This is a genomic window from Vulcanococcus sp. DEBay_Sum29NL08_54, from assembly GCF_017859255.1.
GTDB lineage: Bacteria > Cyanobacteriota > Cyanobacteriia > PCC-6307 > Cyanobiaceae > Vulcanococcus.
Genome location: NZ_JAFMNJ010000016.1, coordinates 14681 through 37208 on the forward strand (window position 1 = coordinate 14681; position 22528 = coordinate 37208).

A 22528-nucleotide genomic window follows, 5' to 3' on the forward strand; every position below is an offset into this window, starting at 1 on the left:
CGCTTAGGCCAGGCGCCGGCGAACGGACTCTGCGTGGCTGTGGAGTCCCTCGCTGTCAGCCAGGGTGCCAACGGCAGCGCCGGTGGCCTCCAGGGCTTGCCGGTTGAATTGAATCAAGCTGGTGTGGCGCATGAAGGTCTCCACGCACAGCGCTCCGGCGAATCGGGCCGTACCCGAGGTCGGCAGGGTGTGGTTCGGGCCGGCCAGGTAATCGCCAACAGCCTCCGGGGTCCAGGCCCCCATGAAGATCGCCCCGGCCTGTTGGATCTGTTCGGCCAGGGGCTCAGGCTGCTCCACCTGCAGTTCCAGGTGTTCGGGGGCAAAGCGATCACTGAGCTGTGCCGCCTCATCCAGGTCTGAGCAGACCACGATCAAGCCCCAGTCGTTGAGGGCCTGACGGGTGATGGCGGCACGGGGGTGTCCCTCCAGTTGCTGCTCAATCGCGGCGGGGATGGCCCGTGCCAGTTCCTCGCTGGTGGTCAGAAGGATTGCTGCAGCGAGGGGGTCGTGCTCCGCCTGCGCCAGGAGATCGGCCGCGACGTGGTCAGGGTTGGCGCTGGCATCGGCGATCACCAGCACTTCACTGGGGCCAGCTAGTGAGTCAATGGCGACCCGGCCGTAGACCGCTTTTTTGGCCAGGGTCACATAGAGGTTGCCTGGACCGCTGATGACATCCACCCGGGGGATGGATTCCGTGCCGTAGGCCAGGGCTCCCACGGCTTGGGCACCTCCGACCCGATAGATCTCATCGATTCCCGCTAGGTGGGCTGCCGCCAGCACGGTGCTGTTGATGCGGCCGTCGGGTCCGGGAGGGGTCACCATGACCACCCGCTTGACCCCCGCAACCTTGGCGGGCACCGCATTCATCAAAACGGTGCTGGGGTAGCTGGCGCGGCCCCCTGGGACATAGAGACCGGCCCGCTCCACCGGGCGCCAGCGGCGGCCCAGCCGCTCTCCGTGCTCTCCGGTGATGGCCAGGTCGTTGGGCAGTTGGCGCTGGTGGAAGTCCAGGATCCGGCGGTGGGCCAGGGCCAGGGCCTCCTGCAGCTCAGGGGAGGTGGCGGCCCAGGCCGCTTCGATCTCCTCCTTGGGAACGCGCAAAGGATCCGGGCGGACCCCATCAAAACGCTCGGTCAGTTCAAAGAGGGCGGCATCGCCCTGCTGTTGCACCTGCTCGAGGATTCCCTCAACCCGTTGGGCGACCTCTCGGCTTTGGCCGCTACCGGTGCGCTCGGCGATGGCCTCGAGCCGTTGACCGGCCTGCTCGGCATCGCGCAGCAGCTCGATCTGCAGCGGTGCGATCGACTCGGCACGGCTTGGAGGGGAGCTGGCGGTCACGAAACCGTGGTGCGGCGGTGATTGTTCAAGCTAGTTGCTCAGCCTTTGGGGAGGGTCGCAAGCCAGGGGGTAAGCTTGTCGACTGCCGAATCAGCGCCTTTTCCGTCTGTGGCCAATAACAAGTCGTCGAAGAAACGCATTGAGGTTGCCGAGCGCAATCGTCTGCACAACCGCACCTACAAGTCTGCGGTCCGCACCCTGATGAAGCGTTGCTTCGCCGCTTGCACCGCCTACAGCCAGGAGCCCGGCGATGCAGCCAAGCAGGCTGTCCAGTCGAGCCTGAGCGCTGCCTTCAGCAAGATCGACAAGGCCGTCAAGGTCGGCGTGCTGCACCGCAACAACGGTGCCCACCAGAAATCTCGCCTGAGCGCTGCTGTCAAGAGCGCCATCGAGCCCGCAGCGAAGGCCTGATTTTTTAGGTTGGATCCAGGTGAACCTTGGATCCATGGCAGCTGCCGTCGCTCTCGAGAGCCTTCCGGCTCCTTTGATTGACAGCCACTGCCACATCGTCTTTCGAAATTTCGACGAAGACTTGGAGGAGGTTGCTCAACGCTGGCGTGATGCCGGTGTGGGGCGCCTCCTTCACGCATGTGTGGAGCCTTCTGAGATTCCGGCGATTCGAGCGCTGGCCGATCGCTTCCCCGAGCTTCGCTACTCCGTTGGCGTTCATCCTCTGGATCCGGAGCATTGGGCTTCCAACACGCAGCAGGTGTTGCGCGAGGCGGCTCAAGCTGACCCCAGGGTCGTGGCGATCGGCGAGCTCGGCCTGGATCTGTTCCGCGACAACAATCTCGAGCAACAGCTGGCGATGCTCCGGCCCCAGTTGGACCTGGCGGTGGAGCTGGATCTGCCCGTGATCATTCACTGCCGCGATGCCGCTGAACCGATGCTTGGCGAGTTGCGCGAGCGTGCTGAGCGGGGTGCCTGCCCTAAGGGCGTGATGCACTGCTGGAGCGGCACTCCCGAGGAAATGCAGGGGTTCCTCGAGTTGGGGCTCTACATCAGCTTTAGCGGCAATGTGACCTTCCCGAAGGCCACCGACACCCATGCCTGCGCCCAAGCGGTTCCCGCGGACCGATACCTCGTGGAGACCGACTGCCCGTTCTTGGCGCCCGTGCCGCGACGGGGCAAGCGCAACGAGCCTTCCTATGTGATGGCTGTGGCGGAGCGAGTGGCAGTCCTGCGCCAGGAGCCGCTGCAGACCGTTGCCTTACAGAGCACCCGCAACGCCTGTGCACTGTTTGGACCCGCTCTTCACAATGTATGATGTTTCATTGGCCTGGCAGCGAGTCGTGATTTATCCGTGCTCGTTGCAGCCCGAAAGCGCTCGCCAGGGATCTGGTGAGTTAGCCCATGACCAGTGGTGCGTTGTCTTTCCGGTGCGAGTTGTCGTTCCCTGCGGTGTTCAAGCGATCTGAATAGGCGCCCCAGCTGGCCAGTCGCTCCCGAGAGGGACGGCTGGCTCTGTCGTCTGTGTGGTGATGTCGCGCTGACATCCCCCTTCGTCTTGATCTCCGCCTGGTTCTGAAACTGCTGTCCAGGCCCTCCGTTCCGTTTCACCCGTTCCTGCAGGTTCACCGCATGAGCAGCGCGATTCAGGTCGCCAAGACCGCCACTTACCTCCCCGACCTGGTGGAGGTGCAGCGCGCGAGCTTCAAATGGTTTCTGGAGAAGGGCCTGATCGAGGAGCTGGAGAGCTTCTCCCCGATCACCGACTACACCGGCAAGCTTGAGCTGCACTTCATCGGTAGCGAGTACCGCCTGAAGCGCCCTCGCCACGACGTGGAAGAGGCCAAGCGCCGTGACGCGACCTTCGCGTCCCAGATGTATGTGACCTGCCGCCTGGTCAACAAGGAGACCGGCGAAATCAAGGAGCAGGAAGTGTTCATCGGGGAACTGCCCCTGATGACCGAGCGCGGCACGTTCATCATCAACGGCGCCGAGCGCGTGATCGTGAACCAGATCGTGCGTTCACCCGGCGTCTATTTCAAAGACGAGCAGGACAAGAACGGCCGTAAGACCTTTAACGCCAGCCTGATCCCCAACCGTGGCGCCTGGCTGAAGTTTGAAACCGACAAGAACGACCTGCTGCACGTTCGCGTCGACAAGACCCGCAAGATCAACGCCCACGTGTTGATGCGGGCCATCGGCCTGTCCGACAACGACGTCCTCGACAAGCTGCGCCACCCCGAGTACTACCAAAAGTCCATCGAGGCGGCGAACGACGAAGGCATCGCTTCAGAAGACCAGGCTCTGCTTGAGCTCTACAAGAAGCTGCGTCCGGGTGAACCCCCCTCGGTGAGCGGTGGTCAGACCCTGCTGCACAGCCGTTTCTTTGATCCCAAGCGCTACGACCTCGGCCGGGTTGGTCGCTACAAGATCAACAAGAAGCTGCGCCTGACCATCCCCGATGCGACGCGCACCCTCACCCCTGAGGACGTCCTCAGCACGATCGATTACCTGATCAACCTTGAGCTCGATGTGGGTGGCGCCACCCTCGATGACATCGACCACCTCGGTAACCGCCGCGTTCGCTCCGTGGGCGAATTGCTGCAGAACCAGGTCCGCGTTGGTCTGAATCGCCTCGAGCGGATCATCAAAGAGCGGATGACCGTTGGTGAGACCGAGAGTCTGACCCCGGCCCAGCTGGTGAACCCCAAGCCCCTGGTGGCGGCGATCAAGGAGTTCTTCGGCTCCAGCCAGCTGAGCCAGTTCATGGATCAGACGAATCCCCTGGCTGAGCTGACCCACAAGCGCCGCATCAGCGCCCTGGGCCCAGGCGGTCTGACCCGCGAGCGCGCTGGCTTTGCCGTGCGCGACATCCACCCTTCCCACTACGGCCGGATTTGCCCGATCGAGACCCCTGAAGGTCCGAATGCCGGTCTGATTGGCTCCTTGGCCACCCACGCCCGGGTGAACGAGTACGGCTTCATCGAGACCCCGTTCTGGAAGGTGGAGGACGGCATCGTCCTCAAGCAGGGTGACCCCCTCTACCTCTCGGCGGATCTCGAGGACGAGTGCCGTGTGGCTCCTGGCGACGTCGCCACCGACGCCGATGGCCGGATCAAGGCCGACCTGGTTCCCGTGCGCTACCGCCAGGACTTTGAGACCGTGCCCCCCGAGCAGGTCGACTACGTGCAGCTCTCACCGGTTCAGGTGATCTCGGTTGCAACCTCGCTGATCCCCTTCCTCGAGCACGACGACGCCAACCGGGCCCTGATGGGTTCGAACATGCAACGTCAGGCTGTGCCTCTGCTGCGCCCTGAGCGTCCCCTGGTCGGCACCGGTCTGGAGACCCAGGTCGCCCGTGACTCGGGCATGGTCCCCATCACCACCGTCAACGGCACGGTCAGCTTTGTCGATGCCACCGCGATCGTCATTCGCGATGAAGAGGGCAACGACCACACCCACTACCTCCAGAAGTACCAGCGCTCCAACCAGGACACCTGCCTCAACCATCGTCCGATCGTCAAACTTGGCGATCAGGTGATTGCCGGTCAGGTCCTGGCCAACGGTTCGGCCTGTGAGGGTGGTGAAATCGCCCTGGGTCAGAACGTTCTGATCGCCTACATGCCCTGGGAGGGCTACAACTACGAGGACGCGATTCTCGTTTCCGAGCGCCTGGTGCGCGACGACCTCTACACCTCGGTGCACATCGAGAAGTACGAGATCGAAGCCCGTCAGACCAAGCTTGGACCTGAGGAGATCACCCGCGAGATCCCCAACGTTGCCGAGGAGAGCCTGGGCAACCTGGACGAGATGGGCATCATCCGCATTGGTGCCTATGTCGAAAGCGGCGACATCCTGGTCGGCAAGGTGACCCCCAAGGGTGAGTCGGACCAGCCCCCGGAAGAGAAGCTGCTGCGCGCGATCTTCGGTGAGAAGGCTCGCGATGTCCGCGACAACTCCCTGCGCGTTCCCAGCACCGAGCGTGGCCGTGTGGTCGACGTCCGGATCTATACCCGCGAGCAGGGCGATGAGCTGCCGCCCGGCGCAAACATGGTGGTTCGGGTCTACGTGGCCCAGCGCCGCAAGATCCAGGTCGGCGACAAGATGGCCGGCCGCCACGGCAACAAGGGCATCATCAGCCGCATCCTTCCCCTGGAGGACATGCCCTATCTGCCCGACGGCACCCCGATCGACATCGTGCTCAACCCCCTGGGTGTGCCGAGCCGGATGAACGTCGGACAGGTCTTCGAGTGCTTGATGGGCTGGGCTGCATCCCACCTGGACTGCCGCGTCAAGGTGGTGCCCTTCGACGAAATGCACGGCCCTGAGACCTCGAAGAACACCGTTCAGGCCTATCTCGAGGCGGCCAAGTCCCAGCCCGGTAAGGACTGGGTCTACAACCCTGACAACCCCGGCAAGATCCAGTTGATCGATGGCCGGACCGGCGAGGCCTTTGACCAGCCCGTGACCGTGGGCTACGCCCACATCCTCAAGCTGGTTCACCTGGTGGACGACAAGATCCACGCTCGCTCCACGGGTCCCTACTCCCTGGTCACCCAGCAGCCCCTGGGTGGTAAGGCCCAGCAGGGCGGCCAGCGTCTGGGTGAGATGGAGGTCTGGGCCCTCGAGGCCTACGGCGCCGCCTACACCCTGCAGGAACTGCTCACCGTCAAGTCCGACGACATGCAGGGCCGCAACGAGGCGCTCAACGCCATCGTCAAGGGCAAGCCGATTCCTCGTCCTGGCACCCCCGAGTCCTTCAAGGTGCTGATGCGCGAGCTTCAGTCCCTGGGTCTCGACATCGCGGTCTACACCGATGCGGGTGAGGAAGTCGACCTCATGCAGGACGTGAATCCACGCCGCAGCACCCCCAACCGACCCACCTACGAATCCCTCGGCGTCGCGGATTACGACGACGACTGATTGCTGATCAACTCGGCCCACCCTTTGGGGTGACCGTCAGATCCCTTCTTCCTTCCGATCTCCGCGCGCTCTTAGGTCATGACCAACAGCAATCTCCGCACCGAAAACCACTTCGATTACGTCAAGATCACGCTCGCCTCACCCGAGCGGGTCATGCAGTGGGGGCAGCGCACGCTGCCTAACGGTCAGGTGGTGGGCGAGGTCACCAAGCCCGAAACCATCAACTACCGCACCCTGAAGCCCGAAATGGACGGGCTCTTCTGCGAGAAGATCTTTGGCCCCTCCAAAGACTGGGAATGCCACTGCGGTAAGTACAAGCGGGTGCGCCACCGCGGCATCGTCTGCGAGCGCTGCGGTGTGGAGGTCACGGAAAGCCGGGTGCGCCGTCACCGGATGGGCTTCATCAAGCTCGCCGCTCCGGTGTCCCACGTTTGGTACCTGAAGGGCATCCCCAGCTACGTGGCCATCCTGCTGGACATGCCCCTGCGGGATGTTGAGCAGATTGTTTATTTCAACTGCTATGTGGTGCTCGACCAGGGCGACCACAAGGATCTGACCTACAAGCAGCTGCTCACCGAAGACGAGTGGCTGGAGATCGAAGACGAGATCTACGCCGAAGATTCGGAGATCGAGAACGAGCCCACCGTTGGTATCGGCGCTGAGGCTCTCAAGCAGCTGCTCGAAGACCTGGATCTTCCGGTCGTTGCTGAACAGCTCCGCGAAGAGATCGCTGGCTCGAAAGGTCAGAAGCGCGCCAAGTTGATCAAGCGCCTGCGCGTGATCGACAACTTCATCGCCACCGGTGCCCGTCCTGAGTGGATGGTCCTGGACGTGATTCCGGTGATTCCCCCCGACCTGCGCCCGATGGTGCAGCTCGACGGTGGCCGTTTCGCGACCTCTGACCTCAACGACCTCTACCGTCGTGTGATCAACCGGAACAACCGGTTGGCCCGTCTGCAGGAAATCCTCGCCCCTGAAATCATCGTCCGCAACGAGAAGCGGATGCTGCAGGAGGCGGTTGACGCCCTGATCGATAACGGCCGTCGCGGTCGCACCGTGGTGGGTGCCAACAACCGTCCGCTCAAATCACTGAGCGACATCATTGAGGGCAAGCAGGGCCGCTTCCGTCAGAACCTGCTCGGTAAGCGCGTCGACTACTCCGGTCGTTCCGTGATCGTGGTGGGTCCGAAGCTGAAGATGCACCAGTGCGGTCTGCCCAAGGAGATGGCGATCGAGCTGTTCCAACCCTTCGTCATTCACCGTCTGATTCGTCAGAACATCGTCAACAACATCAAGGCCGCGAAGAAGCTGATTCAGCGCGCCGATGATGAGGTGATGCAGGTGCTGCAGGAGGTGATCGATGGTCACCCGATCATGCTGAACCGAGCACCAACCCTGCACCGTCTTGGCATTCAGGCCTTTGAGCCGAAGCTGGTCGATGGCCGCGCCATTCAGCTGCACCCCCTGGTTTGCCCGGCCTTCAACGCTGACTTTGACGGTGACCAGATGGCCGTCCACGTGCCCCTGGCCATCGAGGCACAGACCGAAGCCCGCATGTTGATGCTGGCCAGCAACAACATCCTTTCTCCGGCAACGGGTGATCCGATCATCACGCCGTCCCAGGACATGGTGTTGGGTGCCTACTACCTCACCGCCGAGCAGCCGGCGGGCATCAAGCCTGAGTTCGGTGACCGCAGCCGCACCTTCGCCGGTCTGCGTGACGTGCTGAACGCCTTTGAAGACAAGCACCTGACCATGCACGACTGGGTCTGGGTGCGCTTCAACGGTGAAGTCGATACCGAAGGTGAAGCCAAGGAGCCTGTCCAGCAGGAGACCCTCAGCGATGGGACTCGGATTGAACAGTGGAGGTTCCGTCGTGATCGTCTCGACGAGGACGGTGCTCTGATCAGCCGTTATCTGTTGACCACCGTCGGACGCGTGGTGATGAACAGCACGATCATCGATGCGGTGGCAGCCGCCTGAGATCCCGGACGTTTTCAACCCCTAACTCCCCTTCATCGCGCGCAGCCATGACCGCCACTCCCTCTAAGAAGACCAGCAAGAAGACCAGCAAGAAGTCGGCCAAGGCCGAAGCTCCTGCTCCCGCTAACGCTCCCTTGAGCAAGGCGGCCCCGACCTTCCGTAATCGGACGATCGATAAGAAGCAGCTGCGCAACTTGATGGCGTGGGCTTACAAGAACCACGGCACCGCGGCGACGGCTTCCCTGGCCGATGAACTCAAGGATCTGGGCTTCCATTACGCCACCCAGGCCGCCGTCTCCATCTCCGTGGATGACCTGCGGATCCCCGGTGAAAAGGCTCGTCTGCTGGAAGAAGCAGAGCAGCAGATCACCGACACCGAGGAGCGCTATCGCCTGGGTGAAATCACCGAGGTGGAGCGTCACACCAAGGTGATCGACACCTGGACGGAAACCAACGAGCGTCTGGTTGAAGAAGTCAAGAAGAACTTCAACGAGAACGACCCGCTGAACTCGGTCTGGATGATGGCCAACTCCGGGGCCCGGGGAAACATGTCCCAGGTGCGTCAGCTGGTGGGCATGCGCGGCCTGATGGCCAACCCCCAAGGGGAAATTATTGACCTTCCGATCCGGACCAACTTCCGTGAAGGCCTGACGGTTACTGAGTACGTCATCTCCTCCTACGGCGCCCGTAAGGGTCTGGTGGATACGGCACTGCGTACCGCCGACTCCGGCTACCTGACCCGTCGTCTGGTGGACGTCGCCCAGGACGTGATCGTCCGTGAAGACGACTGCGGCACCACCCGCGGTATTCCCATCAACGCCGATGACAGGGGCCGTTACGCCGCCAAGCTCGTCGGCCGTCTTGCCGCTGAGCCCGTCCTGGACGGCGAAGGCAATCTGATTGTCGACCGCGATGGCGAGATCGATGCCGTCATCACCGCCCAGATCGAAGCCGCCGGCGTGCAGACCGTGGTGGTTCGTTCACCGCTGACCTGCGAAGCCGCCCGTTCGGTTTGCCGCAAGTGCTATGGCTGGGCCCTGGCCCACAACCAACTGGTTGACCTGGGCGAAGCCGTCGGCATCGTCGCCGCCCAGTCCATCGGTGAGCCCGGTACCCAGCTCACCATGCGGACCTTCCACACCGGTGGTGTGTCCACCGCAGAAACGGGTGTGGTTCGCTCGCAAATCGCGGGCACGATCGAGTTCGGAGCCAAGGCGCGCGTGCGCCCCTTCCGCACCCCCCACGGTGTGGAGGCTCAGATCGCCGAGAACGATTTCCCCCTGACCCTGAAGCCCAGCGGCAGCGGCAAGGCCCAGAAGCTCTCGATCACCGCCGGTTCCCTTCTGTTCGTCACCGATGCCGCTGAGGTGCCGGCCGACATGATGCTGGCTCAGATCTCTTCTGGCTCCTCCGTCAAGAAGAGCGTTGAGAAGGCCACCAAAGACGTCATCTGTGACCTGGCTGGCCAGGTGCGCTACGAGGACGCCATCCAGCCCAAGGAAGTCACCGACCGCCAGGGCAACAGCACCTTCAAGGCCCAGCGTCTTGGCCGGATGTGGGTCTACAGCGGCGATGTCTACAACCTGCCGCCCAACGCCCAGCCCGTGATCGCTGGCAACACCAAGGTCACCACTGGCGAGGTTCTGGCCGAGAGCCGTCTGGTCAGTGAGTACGGCGGTGCCGTGCGCCTGCGCGAGAGCGCTGGCGACTCCCGTGAGGTCCAGATCGTCACCACCAGCCTCACCCTGAAGGACTGCAAGCTGCTGGGTGAATCCACCCATGCTGGTGAGCTCTGGCACCTGGAGGGCAAGGACAACATCCGCTATCGCCTCAACACCCACCCCGGCACCAAGATCGGTAACGGTGAGGTGATCGCGGAACTCGCCGATGATCGCTTCCGCACCCAGACCGGGGGCATCGTCAAGTTCGCCCCTGGCCTGGCCATCAAGAAAGCCCGTAGCGCCAAGAACGGCTACGAGGTCAACAAGGGCGGCACCCTGCTCTGGATCCCCCAGGAGACCCACGAGATCAACAAGGACATCTCCCTGTTGATGATCGAAGACGGTCAGTGGATTGAAGCCGGCACCGAGGTGGTGAAGGACATCTTCAGCCAGACCGCGGGCATCGTCACCGTCACCCAGAAGAACGACATTCTTCGCGAGATCATCGTTCGCTCCGGCCAGCTGCACCACGTCTCCGACGCCAAGGTCGTGGCTCGCTACAGCGACGGCAAGATGGTCAACCCCGGCGAGGAGATCGCCAAGGGTCTCAAGGCCGAGGCCATGGTCTTCGTTGAAGCCGTCGAGACCTCCGAGGGCGGCGCCCTGCTGCTGCGTCCCGTTGAGGAGTACCGCATCCCCGATGAGGCTCACCTGCCTGATCTCGGTAGCGTCACCCAGAAGAACGGTCCCAGCCTGGGCCTCAAGGCCACCCAGCGTTTGGCCTTCAAGGACGGCGAGCTGATCAAGAGCGTTGAGGGCGTCGAACTGCTGCGCACGCAGCTGATCCTCGAAACCTTTGACACCACCCCTCAAATGACGGTGGATGTCGAGGCTGTTCCCGACAAGCGCGCCAAGACCATCGAGCGCCTCCAGCTCGTGATCCTTGAGAGCCTGCTGGTTCGTCGCGACACCCTGTCTGACGCCAGCCACGGTTCCACCCATACCGACCTCTCCGTCAATGACGGCGACAGCGTCAAGGCCGGTGATGTGGTCGCAACCACCCAAATCCTCTGCAAGGAAGACGGTGTGGTGCAGGTCCCCGATGTGATCGATGGTGAGCCTGTGCGCCGTCTGATCGTTGAGCGCGCAAGCGACACCCGCAGCATTGACCTGGGCTCTGCGAAGTCCGAGGTCAAGCCCGGTCAGCGCTTCGTCGATGGCGATCTCTTGGCCAAGGGCGTTCCTGCCCCCTGTTGCGGTCAGGTTCAGTCCGTGGATGGCAACACCCTCACCATCCGCTTGGGCCGTCCCTACATGGTCTCGCCCGACTCCGTCCTGCACGTTCGCGATGGTGAACTGGTGCAGCGCGGTGACTCCCTGGCCCTCCTGGTGTTCGAGCGCCAGAAGACCGGTGACATCGTGCAGGGTCTGCCTCGTATTGAGGAACTGCTCGAGGCCCGCCGTCCGCGGGAATCGGCTGTGCTCTGCCGCAAGGCCGGCACCGTTGAGATCAAGCAGGGCGACGACGACGACTCCGTCACCGTGACGGTCATCGAAGGCGATGACTCCATCACCGAGTACCCGATCCTCCTGGGCCGGAACGTGATGGTCAGCGACAGCCAGCAAGTCACCGCCGGTGAGCTGCTGACCGACGGTCCGATCAACCCCCACGAGCTGCTGGAGTGCTTCTTCGAAGATCTGCGCAGCCGCAAGCCGACCCTGGAAGCGGCCATGGAGGCGATCTCCAAGCTCCAGTTCCGCCTGGTGCAGGAAGTCCAGAACGTCTACAAGTCCCAGGGCGTGACCATCGACGACAAGCACATCGAGGTGATTGTTCGTCAGATGACCAGCAAGGTCCGGATCGAGGACGCCGGCGACACCACCCTGCTGCCCGGTGAGTTGATCGAACTGCGCCAGGTGGAGCAGGTCAACAGCGCCATGGCCATCACCGGTGGTGCTCCCTCCGAGTTCACTCCGGTGCTGCTCGGCATCACCAAGGCCTCCCTCAACACCGACAGCTTCATCTCCGCGGCCTCCTTCCAGGAGACCACCCGCGTGCTGACCGAAGCCGCCATCGAGGGCAAGAGCGACTGGCTGCGCGGCCTCAAGGAGAACGTGATCATTGGTCGCCTGATCCCTGCAGGTACCGGCTTCAGCGGCTTCGAAGAGGAGCTCCGCGCTGAGGCGGGTCCCCATCCCGACATCCTTGATGAGGATGCGATGAACTACCGCCGTCTGCAGAACCTGCGCCCGGATTACACCGTCGATATGCCCGCAGCTCCCTCTGCGGCCAATGCCGGCGCGATCCTCGACGATCCCTCCGATGCCGACCTGGATGCCACCCGCACCCGCCACGGCATCGAGGCCAGCGCCAGCACCACCGCAGCCTTCACCCGCCCCACGGTGGAAGAGGGACTTGAGGAGGAGCTGATCGCCGACCCGGAGGCCGTTCAGGGTCTCCAGAATGAGGGTCTGTTGGCCGACGAGTCATGATCCAGCCCAAGCTCGTTCCCCAGCGCCGTTTGCCGCGCTACGGCTTCCACACCCATACCGAACGACTGAACGGTCGTGTCGCAATGCTGGGCTTCATCGCCCTGCTGGCGGTGGAGTACAAGCTGGGGCATGCGCTCTTGGCTTGGGGTTGATGCCCCAGGCCAGTCCGCCACTGGACGAGGCCCGTCCCCTACTGGGGATGGGCCTCTCTGCTTTGGAGCAGTGGGCCAAGCAGCACGGGCAGGCCGCCTTCCGCGGCCGTCAACTCCATGACTGGCTCTATGCCAAGGGGGCGCGCTCCCTGGATCAGGTCTCGGTCTTGCCCAAGGCCTTCCGCGAGCAGCTCGCGTCCCAACCCCCTGCCGGTGCGTTCGACTGGATGGGACGCTCGCGGGAGCTCCACCGCAGCATCGCCAGTGACGGCACCACCAAGTTGCTGCTGGGGACCCACGATCAGCTCAGCATTGAGACGGTCGGGATCCCGGCGGAAGGTCGCCTGACGGTCTGCGTCAGCAGCCAGGTGGGCTGCCCGATGGCCTGCCGTTTTTGCGCCACCGGCAAGGGGGGCCTGCAACGCTCCCTGGCGGTGCACGAAATCGTGGATCAGGTGCTGAGTGTGCGTGAGGTCATGGACCAACGCCCCAGTCATGTGGTCTTCATGGGGATGGGTGAACCGCTCCTGAACGTGGAGTCGGTGCTCGCGGCCATTGATTGCCTTTGCACGGATCTGGGCATGGCCCAGCGTCAGATCACGGTCAGCACCGTCGGGGTTCCGCGCACCTTGCCGCGATTGGCGGAGTTGGCCCTCGAGCGCCTGGGCCGTGCCCAATTCACCCTGGCGGTGAGTTTGCACGCCCCGGATCAGCGGCTTCGCGAGGAGCTGATCCCCACCGCCCATGCCTACCCCATTGAGGCGTTGCTCGAGGACTGCCGCCGGTACGTGGAGATCACCGGCCGCCGAGTCAGTTTCGAGTACATCCTGCTGGGTGGCCTGAATGATCAGCCGCGCCATGCGGCGGCGCTGGCTCAGTTGCTGCGGGGCTTCCAAAGCCACGTGAACCTGATTCCCTACAACCCGATCCAGGAAGAGGAGTTCCAGCGCCCCACCCCCCAGGCGGTTGAGGCCTTCCGCCGCGCGCTGATGGACCGGCATGTGGCCGTGAGTGTTCGCGCCAGCCGCGGTTTGGACGCGGATGCGGCCTGTGGTCAGCTGCGCCGCCGCCTCGAAGGAAGCCTGGAGCCCGCGTAGCCGTTGCTGCTGAACTGAGGGAGACTGCCCTCCAGTGAAGGGCGGCCATGACCAGCATCGATTGGGCGATCGTCATCGCCTATCTGGTGGCAAGCCTCGTCGTTGGCCTCTGGCTGGCCCGCCGCAATCGCAGCGAGGAGGACTACTTCGTTGCGGGTCGTCAGCTCAAGGGTTGGCTGGCCGGGGCCTCGATGGCGGCCACCACCTTCTCGATCGACACGCCCCTCTATGTGGCGGGTCTGGTGGGCGTGCGCGGCCTCGCCGGCAACTGGGAGTGGTGGAGCTTTGGTGTGGCCCATGTCGCCATGGCGGTGGTCTTTGCTCCGCTCTGGAGACGTAGCGGTGTCCTGACCGATGCGGCCCTGACGGAGTTGCGTTACGGCGGGCCCACGGCCGCTTGGTTGCGGGGCATCAAGGCCTTTCTGTTTGCCCTGCCGATCAACTGCATCGGCCTGGGCTATGCCTTCTTGGCCATGGCCAAGGTGAGTGAGGCCCTGGGCTTGGCGCCCACTCCCCAGGCCAGGGTCACCCTGCTGGCCATCGTTGGCCTGCTGGTTTTGGTCTACACCGCGGCTGGCGGCCTCTGGGCCGTGGTCGTCACGGACATGCTTCAGCTGGTGCTGGCCCTGCTGGGGGCGATCGCTGTCTCGGTGGCAGCGGTCCATGCCGCGGGCGGGATGGATGCCCTGCTGGAGAGCATCCGCGGTCTCGAGCGGCCAGAGCTCTTGTCGTTGGTCCCCTGGCAGGTTGAGGGCGGACGGCTGCAGTGGCTGGATGGGGCAGGCATCTCCATTGCCACCTTCAGCTCCTACCTGGCCCTCCAGTGGTGGAGCTTCCGCCGCAGCGATGGTGGTGGCGAATTCATCCAGCGCCTGCTCGCCACCCGCGACGAGCGCGAAGCACGCACCGCCGGTTGGGTCTTCCTGGGCGTGAACTACGTCCTCCGCAGCTGGCCCTGGATCGTGGTGGCCCTGGCCGCGGTGGTCCTGCTGCCGGATCAGACCGACTGGGAGCAGAGCTACCCCCTGTTGGCGGTCCAACTGCTCCCCCCTGTGGCCTTGGGACTGGTCGTTGTTTCCCTGGTGGCCGCCTTCATGAGCACCGTCAGCACCTCGGTCAACTGGGGAGCCAGCTACCTCACCCATGACCTCTACCAGCGCTTTATTCGGCCTCAGGCCAAGGAGAAGGAGTTGCTCCTGGTCGGTCAGCTGGCGTCGGTGCTGCTGGTGGTCTTGGGGGTGCTCACCGCCTTGATGAGCACCAGCATCGGCACGGTCTTCCGGTTGGTGATTGCCATGGGGACGGGGCCCGGGGTCGTTCTTGTCCTGCGCTGGTTCTGGTGGCGCGTCAATGCCGCCGCTGAGCTGGCGGCCCTACTCGGCGGCTTCCTGATTGGCTTCTCCACCTCCGTGGTGCCCCTGTTGCGGATCGATGACTACGGCGTGCGCCTCTTGGTGACCACCCTGCTGACGGCGGGGCTCTGGTTGCTGGCGATGTTGGCGACCCCGCCGGAGTCGCCCGAGGTGCTCGAGCGCTTTGTCCGTCAGGTCCGCCCCCCGGGTCCCGGCTGGACCCGCTGGCGCCAGCGGACGGCCGTGCAGGCCGACGAGACGCTCCCAGGCCTGTTGCTCTTGTTGCTGGCTGGCTGCGCCCTGCTCTTTGGTGCCCTGCTTGGCATCGGTGGCTTCCTTTTGAAGCTGCAGCTTTGGGGATGGGGTGGTCTGGTCTTGGCGGTGGTCGGGGGCCTGTTGCTGCGCCGCGGCAGCGGTCGCGTGCCGGCGGAGGGATGATGGCCTGATCGCTTAGGCCCAACCGTGCAATTTCTCCGCTCCACCCTGCTCCCCGCCGCGATCGTGTTGCTCTTTGGTTTGGCCCTGTTTGCGGTGAGTGCTCGCATCTGGCTGCCCGGCGATATGGCAGCCCCCGCGCCGGTGGGTTGAGTCCGGGACTCGGCCACCACGGCCCTTACGATCCTCCGCATGACTGGCCCTTATCCCGAGTCTTCGCAGAGCCCGGCTGAACTGGCCCTGGACCCGGAGATGTTGGCCCGGGAGCTGGCCCAAGAGCTGCTCGGTGACCCCCTTGATGAGCTCGACTCGGCTGAGCTGGCCGCCGCCGATGTCGCAGCGGAGTGCGACCTGGGCTTGGCCTGGCTCGATGGCAGCCATGAGGAGCGCATGCAGGGACTGCGGATCTTCTGCGAGTACCGCGATCCCCGTGCCCCGGCCAAGCTGCTGCCCCTGCTGGAGGCCAGCTGCCCGATCATTCGCATGAGCGCGGTCTATGCCCTGGGGCGGAACCCGGACCTCCAGGCGCTGACGCCGCTCCTGCAGCTGCTGCAAAACGACAGCAATGGCTACGTGCGTAAGGCCGTCGCCTGGAGCCTGAGCAGCTATCCCGATGCTCCGGTCATGAATCCCTTGATCCGGGCCCTGGAAACCGATATCGCAGCGGTCAGGCTCTGGGCCGCGAGCTCCTTGGCCGATGCCGGGGCGACCGGCCTGGCGAAGGCTGATCAGGCCGCTGGTCAGCTGCTCTTGGCCCTCAAGATCGACAGCGAGCCCGTGGTCCGCAGCAACAGCGCCTGGTCCCTGGGCCGCCTCTATGCGGATCTGGTGGAACCCCGCCAGAAGGAGGTGGTGGACTCCCTGCTCAACGCCATGCTCAACGACGCGGATTTGGCCGTGCGCGATGAGGCTCGCCTGGCCCTGGAGCAGCTGGAGAGTCCGGAGATCCTCGAGCGCCTGCAGACCCTGGTGGATGAGGGACTGCTGGCATAAGGCGCCGCTCCACTCAGCAACCGGCTCTCGCGGCTAGCATCGCGTGACACCGCCCGTGTCTCGGGATGGCCCAGCAAACGATCCGCTTTCGCATTCGGCCTGACGGTCGCGTCGAAGAGGTCGTTGAGGGCATCACCGGCCACGGCTGCGAGCAGCTCACCGAGCGGATCGAGGAGAAGTTGGGCGTTGTTCAACAACGCCAGCCCACCTCTGAAGCCTTCCAGGGCCAAACCACCACAGTTCAGCCCGAGCAGACTCTTTCGTCCCAGGTCTCCTGATGTCGCACTTCAGCACCGTCAAAACAGAACTGCGCGATCGCTCCGCTCTGATTGATGCCCTGAAAGATCTGGGTCACTCCCCCATGGAGGGCGAGTGCCAGGTGCGTGGATACCGCGGCCAGACCGTGACCGCTGAGCTGTCCATCCCCACCGAGGGTGCCGGCGATCTGGGCTTCCGTTGGAATGCCGCCTCTGGCAGCTACGAGCTGGTGACCGATCTCGATCTCTGGAGTCAGCCGATCCCCGTCGAGCGCTTCCTCTCCAAGCTCACCCAGCGCTATGCCCTGCGCAGCATCCTGGCGGCCTCGGCCCAGGAAGGCTTCCAGGTGGCGGAAGAGCGCCAAGAGCAGGACGGCACGATTGAGCTCGTCGTGACCCGCTGGGACGGCTAGGTCCTCGGCGTGGGGATTGATCCCTCCGTTGCCTTCTCGGCACCAGCGGCTCCGGCCACCGAGCGCAGCGGTCTTGAGCCCGTACTCGGAGGAGCGCTGCGCCAGAAGGCGGTCTGGGTGGATGAGGCCGTCTGCATCGGCTGCCGCTACTGCGCCCACGTGGCCGGCAACACCTTTGTGGTGGAAGCCGACTGGGGCCGTTCGCGGGCCATCCGTCAGGACGGCGACAGCACCGAGACGATTCAAGAAGCCATCGACACCTGCCCGGTCGATTGCATTCACTGGGTGAGTTACGAGGAGCTGCCCGAGCTCCAAGAACAAACTCGTCACCAGGAACTCCAGCCCCTGGGTTTGCCGACGCCGGTTCGCTCCCGGCGCACCTTCCCGAGGCGGGAGCCCCATTGATGCTGCCCACACGGCGCTTTGGCCGCACCGAGCTGGCAATGCCGCTGCTCTCCCTTGGCGGGATGCGCTTTCAGCAGAGCTGGTCTGACCTGCCTGCCGATCGCATCACGGCCGAGAGCCAGGACAACCTGCGGGCCACGCTGGCAGCGGCCGTGCAGCACGGCTTTCACCACGTCGAGACGGCCCGGCACTACGGCAGTTCCGAGCGTCAGCTGGGTTGGTTGCTACCCCAGATTCCTGATCCCCAGAGGATTCTGCAGACCAAGGTCCCTCCCCAGGACGATGCCCAGGCCTTCGAGGCAGAGCTCCAGCTGAGCTTCGATCGCTTGGCGGTCGATCGGGTGGACTGCCTGGCGATCCACGGCATCAACCTGCCGGAGCATCTTCAGGCCACCCTCAAGCCAGGGGGCTGCATGGAGGTGGCCCGGCGCTGGCAGCAGGACGGCCGCATCGGCTGCGTGGGCTTCTCCACCCATGGCCCCCTGGAGCTCATCGAGGCGGCCATTGGCAGCGATGCCTTCGATTACGTCAACCTCCACTGGTATTACATCCGCCAGGACAACGGCCCCGCCATTGCGGCGGCCCGCGCCCGGGACATGGGGGTGTTTGTGATCAGTCCCACCGACAAGGGGGGGCATCTCCATAGCCCGTCAGAGCGGCTGCTGGAACTCTGTGCTCCGCTGCATCCGATCGTCTTCAACGATCTGTTCTGCCTGAGCCACCCCGGGATTCAGACCATCAGTGTCGGAGCCTCAGGGCCGCAGGACTTGGCCTTGCATCTGGAGGCCGTCGCCTTGCTTCCCCAGGCCGCTGAGCTGTTGCCTCCGATTGTGAGTCGTCTCGAGGGGGCACGGCTCTCCGCCCTCGGCGATGCCTGGCTGGGCAGTTGGCAGCAGGGGCTGCCCAGATGGCAGGACACCCCTGGACAGATCAACCTGCCCACCCTGCTCTGGCTGCACAACCTCCTGGAGGCCTGGGATCTCCAGAGTTATGCCAAGGCCCGCTACGGCCTGCTGGGTGCGGCGAGCCATTGGTTCCCTGGTGCCAATGCGGATGCCTTGGACGAGAGCGTGAGCGAGGCCGAGCTCAAGGCGGTGCTTCAGGCCAGTCCCTGGGTTGAGCAGATCCCCGGCATCCTGCGCCGCCTGCGGGAGCGTGTGGGGGGCACCCCCAGCAAGCGCCTGATGCAGGAGGACTAACTCCCCAGCGGGAATTTGCTGGGAAGCCCCACGGCCCGGGGGTAGGTCTTCGGGCAGGGTTCCTTCGGCTGCAGCACGATCGCGGTGCGTTGCCCCCGCTCCCCCGGCAGCTCCTGTTGACGGCAGGACAGGATCTGGGCCTTGAGCTGCGTGGCCGCCTTCTCCAGCTGGGCTTGGTCCTCCGCGCCCCACTGCCCGCGGTAGAGCAGGGCCTCGCCACCAGGGGCGAGCAGGGGCACGAGATACTCCGCCACCACCGGTGCGGCGGCCACGGCGCGGGCCATGGCCAGGTCGAACTGGCCGCGGCAGCGCTTTTGCCGCCCGGTGAGTTCAATGCGCTCGCAGCGCAGCTCCACGCGCTCCCCCAGGCCCAGGCTCTGGGCCATCGCTTCGACGGCCTGGGTTTTGCGCCCCACGGAATCCACCAGGGTCAGCTGCGCCTGGGGGAAGGCAATGGCGACGGCCAGCCCCGGGAAGCCCCCCCCGGTGCCGACATCGATGCAACGCAGAGACGCTTCGGGGTTCGCCTGCAACTGCGGCACCAGGGGCCAAAGGCTGTCGAAGATCTGGGCGATCCAGAAGTCATCGCCCTCCACCAGGCGGGTCAGGTTGACCCGGCTATTCCACTGGCGCAGCTCCTCCTGGAGTTGGAGGAAGCGCTGGAGCTGATCGTCGCTGGGTCTCCAGTGCAAGGCCTCCCATAGTGCGTCTGCTGGCGCTGGCATCCCCTGGGCTGATCTCGTCACACTCTCTAGGATCCTCCCCAACCGGTGTCCTGCGTTGGCGGCTGCCAATCACTACGAGCTGCTGGAGGTGCCCAGTGAGGCCTCCAGTCAGGAGTTGAGGCAGGCCTTTCGCAGCCTGAGCAAGCGCTACCACCCGGACACCACCGACTTGCCCGAGGCCGAGGCCCGGGAGGCCTTTCGCCGTCTCCAGCAGGCCTACCTCACCCTCAGCGATCCTGAGCGCCGGCGCAGTTACGACGCGACCCTGCGGGCCCCGCTGCCCCTTCGGCCACTACGGACCGCACCGAAACCAGTTCCGGTCCGTCGCGCCCTCTCCGGTGGTGAGTGGTTCGCGCTGCTGCTGCTGGCCGTGGCGGTCGCCTTCAGCCTGGTGTTGGGGGTCGGCCTGGCCTGGTCCCGCGGCGCCGAATTCCTCAAGCCCCCCAGCTGGCTGGAGGCCGGTGGGCAAACTGATGGGTCAAGCCCGCTGCTTGTGGATGTCGGATCTGCCGTCGCCTCAGACCCCGCTGTACAACCACCCGCTGCCGGTTCTTGAGCGTTGGCTCGCTGAGCTCGGCGGCATCCAGCGCGGCCACCACTCCTGTGAATGGGACCTGACCACCGTCGCCTGGAGCGCCGAGATGGTCTTGGGTTCAGAAGAACTGACGGTGCGCTGGGGGCAGGGTGCGGGCTCAGTCGAGCGCCACTTCCCCTACGGCCTCACCCGCGCGGACGTGCAGGCTGCGATCCTGGCGGGCCCCTAGAGCTGGCGCTTGCAGACCTCGCTCTGCTCTTCGTTGAGGGTGGAGAACGGGCCACAGTTCACCCAGCGCACGAACGAGAGTTCGATGTCGGTGAACAGCACCAGGATCCCAGCGCAGAGGGCTGTGACAGCAGCGATGACCGCGACTGAGGAGGGTTTCATGGGCGGCTCGTGACCCCCTTGAGCTTATGAACGAGATCCAAGGCCTGCCACTGCTGTTGCAGGCTGACGGCATCGAGGCTCGGGAGCGGCGGCAGACAGCCCAGCACCGGAACCCCTGAGATGCTCTCGAGGGTGCTCGCATTGTTGGGATGGGGCTCCCCGTTCAGCAGGATCCCCAGCAGCGGCAGATGGCGGCTGCGCAGGGCCTCGATCGAGAGCAGGGTGTGGTTCAAGGTGCCCAGCCCCGAGCGGGCCACCAGCAGCACCGGCAGGTTCCAGCGTTGCAACTGCTCAATCTGCAACCAGTCCAGGCGTAGGGGCACGAGCAGCCCACCGGCGGTCTCCACCACCAGGGGACCCTCCACGTCCGGGAGAGAGAGGTGCTCGCAGTCAATCGGGGGCTGATCCCCAGGTTCCAGTTCGGCGGCCCAATGGGGCGAGACCGGAGCGGCGAAGCGATAGGCCTCGGGCAGGACCCGCGCCTCCGGGAGGCCGAGCCAGCGCTGCACCCGCTCACGATCCCCTTCTCCGTTCTCCAGCCCGCACTGCACCGGTTTCCAGTAGTGGGCCTTCAGGCCCTGCACCACTAGGGCGCTGACCACGGTTTTGCCGACATCGGTGTCGGTGCCGCAGATCACTAGGCGTTGGTTGGCGCCAAGCGGTGTGTCTGTCATCGCTTCTGTCCTAGGAGCACCAGCACCTCCCAAACGATCGCCTGCTGCGGGCCCGGCCAGGCCCGCAGCAGGCGGCGGAGTTGTCCCGCATTGAGCTTGGGACTGCGGCTGGCCTGGGCGCCGATCGCCTTGATCTGTTGCAGGAACCAGAGACCGCCCCGGTTCGGACGGCTGAACCGCAGCACCTGAGCGTGATGCAACTGCAGCCGGTGCTGGGCGCAGTCGATCAGCCGTTGGGCGCAAGGGAGCTCCAGGGCGGTGCAGGGCACCCCTGCCTGGGCTGCGGCCTGGTGCCAGAGCGGGAAGCTGCCGGAGGTGGGGACCCCCAGGATCAGCCAGCCTCCAGGTTGGAGTTGCTCACACCAGGTCCCCAGCTGCTGTTCGGGTTGCTCCAGCCATTGCAGGGCGAAGCTCGAGGCCAGGGCCGCCGGTTGCTGCAGGCTCGCCGGCAGGCCCTGATTGAGATCCCAGTGGATCAGCGCAGCGTTCTCACCAGCACCCTGCTCGAGGAGGGCGCTGCAGGCGTCGATCCGTAGCCAGGGGCCTTGGCCGAGGGCCGCCTCTAGGGAGCGACTCAGCAGCCCACTGCCTGCCCCCAGATCAGCCAGGGGACCGGGGGGGAATCGCACCCCCTGGCGGGCAGTGAGGCCGGCGAGCCGTTGGGCGACAGCGGCCTGAAGGCGCGCCCGACTGGGGTACAGGCGGGCCCCCTCGCTGAAGCAGCCGCGGACGGCCTCGCTGAAACCCTCTGCCGGCGGTTCAGGCCTGGACATCGGCAATCCAATCGAGCACGGCGTCCGGCAAGGCCGGATCGATCAGGGAGTGCCCCAGGTCGTCGCGTGTCCAGACCGTGGCCTGGGGCAGGGCTTGCTGCAGTTCCAGGCGACTACTGGCCGTCACGATCTGGTCCTGGCCAGCCTGGACCAGCAGCACGGGGATTCCGCTGGGGAAGCCCGCTGGGAGACCGCTGGTGGCCCCCAGGTGCTCGAGGTCCTCGAGCAGTCGTTCCCGGCCCGCATCGCTGATTCCCTGTTCCAGGGGGCCAGCGGGCAGCAGCGACCTGGATTGCGGTGCAGCGGCTTGCCGCAGGAAGTCCCGCAGTTGCTCCTGCTCCTCTCCGAGCTTGATCCTGCGCCCCATGGCCCGCAGGGCCGCACTGATGGCCCGCCCCTCTCGGCCTTCCGGGACAAAGCGGGTGAAGCTCGCCAGCAGTACAGCCGCTGTGGCTCCCTGCCAGAGGTCCTCGCTCAGCAGGTGCGGGCCGAAGGAATGGGCCAGGACAACGCGCCGCTGGGCGCTGGTCTCCCAGCGGGGTTGCAGGGGGGATTCCTGGCCATAGCCCCGTTCCCCGCAGTCCATGGACCAACCCCGCGCCGCAGCGCCCGCCGCCCAGGGGGCCCAGCTGCGGTGGTCCCCAGCCCAGCCATGCATGCCGATGAGCTGGATCGCGCTCATGGTTCCCCCAGGGCCTCAATCAACCGGGTCAAAGTCCCGGCGGGGCAATCGTGCCGAAGCACGAGCCGCAGCCGTGCCGTTTCTACAGGGACGGTCGGG

General features: G+C 64.9%; 22 protein-coding genes. 16 read left to right on the forward strand and 6 right to left on the reverse strand.

What is annotated here, in order from left to right; all coding sequences use genetic code 11:
- Nucleotides 1-3: 3 nt before the first annotated feature.
- Nucleotides 4-1338, reverse strand: a complete 1335-nt coding sequence (gene hisD, locus QZ186_RS07135) for a histidinol dehydrogenase (protein ID WP_296416272.1) — start codon at nucleotides 1336-1338, stop codon at nucleotides 4-6.
- 108 nt (nucleotides 1339-1446) lie between these two features.
- Between hisD and rpsT the strand changes: the two genes are divergently transcribed.
- The 14 genes from rpsT to QZ186_RS07205 all read left to right on the forward strand — a co-directional run bounded on the left by rpsT (nucleotide 1447) and on the right by QZ186_RS07205 (nucleotide 18650).
- Complete coding sequence (gene rpsT, locus QZ186_RS07140; protein WP_010315240.1) at nucleotides 1447-1749, forward strand: 30S ribosomal protein S20; 303 nt, start codon at nucleotides 1447-1449, stop codon at nucleotides 1747-1749.
- Nucleotides 1750-1783: 34 nt separating this feature from the next.
- Nucleotides 1784-2605, forward strand: a complete 822-nt coding sequence (locus QZ186_RS07145) for a TatD family hydrolase (protein ID WP_296416274.1) — start codon at nucleotides 1784-1786, stop codon at nucleotides 2603-2605.
- A gap of 314 nt (nucleotides 2606-2919) precedes the next feature.
- Nucleotides 2920-6210 carry a DNA-directed RNA polymerase subunit beta gene (gene rpoB / locus QZ186_RS07150; RefSeq protein ID WP_247477049.1) on the forward strand — a complete coding sequence of 1097 codons (3291 nt, stop codon included), beginning with the start codon at nucleotides 2920-2922 and terminating at the stop codon, nucleotides 6208-6210.
- 78 nt (nucleotides 6211-6288) lie between these two features.
- Entirely contained in the window at nucleotides 6289-8193 is a 1905-nt protein-coding gene (locus QZ186_RS07155; RefSeq protein ID WP_010315245.1) for a DNA-directed RNA polymerase subunit gamma, read from the forward strand.
- Nucleotides 8194-8240: 47 nt separating this feature from the next.
- Nucleotides 8241-12347 carry a DNA-directed RNA polymerase subunit beta' gene (locus tag QZ186_RS07160; RefSeq protein ID WP_296416275.1) on the forward strand — a complete coding sequence of 1369 codons (4107 nt, stop codon included), beginning with the start codon at nucleotides 8241-8243 and terminating at the stop codon, nucleotides 12345-12347.
- Nucleotides 12344-12499 carry a high light inducible protein gene (locus tag QZ186_RS07165; RefSeq protein WP_010315249.1) on the forward strand — a complete coding sequence of 52 codons (156 nt, stop codon included), beginning with the start codon at nucleotides 12344-12346 and terminating at the stop codon, nucleotides 12497-12499. Before QZ186_RS07160 ends, QZ186_RS07165 begins: the two co-directional genes overlap by 4 nt.
- Nucleotides 12499-13596 (forward strand): 23S rRNA (adenine(2503)-C(2))-methyltransferase RlmN, encoded by a 1098-nt coding sequence (rlmN, locus tag QZ186_RS07170; RefSeq protein WP_296416276.1) that lies wholly within the window; start codon nucleotides 12499-12501, stop codon nucleotides 13594-13596. The genes QZ186_RS07165 and rlmN overlap by 1 nt, the downstream gene beginning before the upstream one ends.
- Nucleotides 13597-13643: 47 nt before the next feature.
- The gene (locus QZ186_RS07175; RefSeq protein ID WP_296416277.1) at nucleotides 13644-15386 is read left to right on the forward strand and encodes a sodium:solute symporter family protein; all 1743 of its coding nucleotides are present in this window, start codon (nucleotides 13644-13646) and stop codon (nucleotides 15384-15386) included.
- A gap of 24 nt (nucleotides 15387-15410) precedes the next feature.
- Nucleotides 15411-15536 (forward strand): hypothetical protein, encoded by a 126-nt coding sequence (locus tag QZ186_RS07180; RefSeq protein WP_010315253.1) that lies wholly within the window; start codon nucleotides 15411-15413, stop codon nucleotides 15534-15536.
- Nucleotides 15537-15575: 39 nt separating this feature from the next.
- Nucleotides 15576-16376: a HEAT repeat domain-containing protein gene (locus QZ186_RS07185; protein ID WP_247477057.1), complete on the forward strand. Its 801-nt coding sequence runs from the start codon at nucleotides 15576-15578 to the stop codon at nucleotides 16374-16376.
- Between the two features lie 65 nt (nucleotides 16377-16441).
- Complete coding sequence (locus tag QZ186_RS07190; protein ID WP_010315257.1) at nucleotides 16442-16654, forward strand: DUF2997 domain-containing protein; 213 nt, start codon at nucleotides 16442-16444, stop codon at nucleotides 16652-16654.
- Nucleotides 16654-17046: a DUF1257 domain-containing protein gene (locus tag QZ186_RS07195; protein ID WP_247477059.1), complete on the forward strand. Its 393-nt coding sequence runs from the start codon at nucleotides 16654-16656 to the stop codon at nucleotides 17044-17046. Before QZ186_RS07190 ends, QZ186_RS07195 begins: the two co-directional genes overlap by 1 nt.
- Nucleotides 17047-17055: 9 nt before the next feature.
- Complete coding sequence (locus tag QZ186_RS07200) at nucleotides 17056-17451, forward strand: ferredoxin (RefSeq protein WP_010315260.1); 396 nt, start codon at nucleotides 17056-17058, stop codon at nucleotides 17449-17451.
- Nucleotides 17451-18650: an aldo/keto reductase gene (locus QZ186_RS07205; protein ID WP_296416279.1), complete on the forward strand. Its 1200-nt coding sequence runs from the start codon at nucleotides 17451-17453 to the stop codon at nucleotides 18648-18650. Before QZ186_RS07200 ends, QZ186_RS07205 begins: the two co-directional genes overlap by 1 nt.
- Here the strand turns inward: QZ186_RS07205 and rsmG are convergent.
- Nucleotides 18647-19375: a 16S rRNA (guanine(527)-N(7))-methyltransferase RsmG gene (gene rsmG, locus QZ186_RS07210; RefSeq protein ID WP_296416280.1), complete on the reverse strand. Its 729-nt coding sequence runs from the start codon at nucleotides 19373-19375 to the stop codon at nucleotides 18647-18649. The genes QZ186_RS07205 and rsmG overlap by 4 nt on opposite strands.
- Before the next feature lie 55 nt (nucleotides 19376-19430).
- On the opposite strand from rsmG, the gene QZ186_RS07215 reads away from it, so the two are divergent.
- On the forward strand, nucleotides 19431-19931 hold the full coding sequence (locus tag QZ186_RS07215; RefSeq protein WP_296416281.1) for a J domain-containing protein: 501 nt from the start codon (nucleotides 19431-19433) through the stop codon (nucleotides 19929-19931).
- Nucleotides 19873-20139: a DUF3143 domain-containing protein gene (locus QZ186_RS07220; RefSeq protein ID WP_010315269.1), complete on the forward strand. Its 267-nt coding sequence runs from the start codon at nucleotides 19873-19875 to the stop codon at nucleotides 20137-20139. The genes QZ186_RS07215 and QZ186_RS07220 overlap by 59 nt, the downstream gene beginning before the upstream one ends.
- Here QZ186_RS07220 and QZ186_RS07225 read toward each other — a convergent pair.
- Genes QZ186_RS07225 through QZ186_RS07240 form a run of 4 tightly spaced genes read right to left on the reverse strand, consistent with a single transcriptional unit; the run spans nucleotide 20136 to nucleotide 22429 of the window.
- A complete protein-coding gene (locus QZ186_RS07225; RefSeq protein WP_010315271.1) occupies nucleotides 20136-20300 on the reverse strand; it encodes a hypothetical protein in 165 nt (54 codons plus the stop codon). The genes QZ186_RS07220 and QZ186_RS07225 overlap by 4 nt on opposite strands.
- The gene (gene bioD, locus QZ186_RS07230) at nucleotides 20297-20974 is read right to left on the reverse strand and encodes a dethiobiotin synthase (RefSeq protein ID WP_296416282.1); all 678 of its coding nucleotides are present in this window, start codon (nucleotides 20972-20974) and stop codon (nucleotides 20297-20299) included. Before bioD ends, QZ186_RS07225 begins: the two co-directional genes overlap by 4 nt.
- The gene (locus QZ186_RS07235) at nucleotides 20971-21747 is read right to left on the reverse strand and encodes an SAM-dependent methyltransferase (RefSeq protein WP_296416283.1); all 777 of its coding nucleotides are present in this window, start codon (nucleotides 21745-21747) and stop codon (nucleotides 20971-20973) included. The genes bioD and QZ186_RS07235 overlap by 4 nt, the downstream gene beginning before the upstream one ends.
- Nucleotides 21734-22429, reverse strand: a complete 696-nt coding sequence (locus tag QZ186_RS07240; RefSeq protein ID WP_296416284.1) for an alpha/beta hydrolase — start codon at nucleotides 22427-22429, stop codon at nucleotides 21734-21736. Before QZ186_RS07240 ends, QZ186_RS07235 begins: the two co-directional genes overlap by 14 nt.
- Between the last annotated feature and the right edge of the window lie 99 nt (nucleotides 22430-22528).

Excerpts from the sequence above, each read along its gene's own strand:
- QZ186_RS07190 (WP_010315257.1), top strand. The coding sequence starts at position 16,442 with ATGGCCCAGCAAACGATCCGCTTTCGCATTCGGCCTGACGGTCGCGTC.
- QZ186_RS07155 (WP_010315245.1), top strand. The coding sequence starts at position 6,289 with ATGACCAACAGCAATCTCCGCACCGAAAACCACTTCGATTACGTCAAG.
- QZ186_RS07235 (WP_296416283.1), bottom strand. The coding sequence starts at position 21,747 with ATGTCCAGGCCTGAACCGCCGGCAGAGGGTTTCAGCGAGGCCGTCCGC.
- QZ186_RS07160 (WP_296416275.1), top strand. The coding sequence starts at position 8,241 with ATGACCGCCACTCCCTCTAAGAAGACCAGCAAGAAGACCAGCAAGAAG.
- QZ186_RS07145 (WP_296416274.1), top strand. The coding sequence starts at position 1,784 with ATGGCAGCTGCCGTCGCTCTCGAGAGCCTTCCGGCTCCTTTGATTGAC.
- rsmG (WP_296416280.1), bottom strand. The coding sequence starts at position 19,375 with ATGCCAGCGCCAGCAGACGCACTATGGGAGGCCTTGCACTGGAGACCC.
- QZ186_RS07225 (WP_010315271.1), bottom strand. The coding sequence starts at position 20,300 with ATGAAACCCTCCTCAGTCGCGGTCATCGCTGCTGTCACAGCCCTCTGC.
- rlmN (WP_296416276.1), top strand. The coding sequence starts at position 12,499 with ATGCCCCAGGCCAGTCCGCCACTGGACGAGGCCCGTCCCCTACTGGGG.
- QZ186_RS07220 (WP_010315269.1), top strand. The coding sequence starts at position 19,873 with ATGTCGGATCTGCCGTCGCCTCAGACCCCGCTGTACAACCACCCGCTG.
- QZ186_RS07195 (WP_247477059.1), top strand. The coding sequence starts at position 16,654 with ATGTCGCACTTCAGCACCGTCAAAACAGAACTGCGCGATCGCTCCGCT.
- QZ186_RS07175 (WP_296416277.1), top strand. The coding sequence starts at position 13,644 with ATGACCAGCATCGATTGGGCGATCGTCATCGCCTATCTGGTGGCAAGC.
- QZ186_RS07205 (WP_296416279.1), top strand. The coding sequence starts at position 17,451 with ATGCTGCCCACACGGCGCTTTGGCCGCACCGAGCTGGCAATGCCGCTG.
- bioD (WP_296416282.1), bottom strand. The coding sequence starts at position 20,974 with ATGACAGACACACCGCTTGGCGCCAACCAACGCCTAGTGATCTGCGGC.
- rpoB (WP_247477049.1), top strand. The coding sequence starts at position 2,920 with ATGAGCAGCGCGATTCAGGTCGCCAAGACCGCCACTTACCTCCCCGAC.
- QZ186_RS07165 (WP_010315249.1), top strand. The coding sequence starts at position 12,344 with ATGATCCAGCCCAAGCTCGTTCCCCAGCGCCGTTTGCCGCGCTACGGC.
- QZ186_RS07185 (WP_247477057.1), top strand. The coding sequence starts at position 15,576 with ATGACTGGCCCTTATCCCGAGTCTTCGCAGAGCCCGGCTGAACTGGCC.
- QZ186_RS07240 (WP_296416284.1), bottom strand. The coding sequence starts at position 22,429 with ATGAGCGCGATCCAGCTCATCGGCATGCATGGCTGGGCTGGGGACCAC.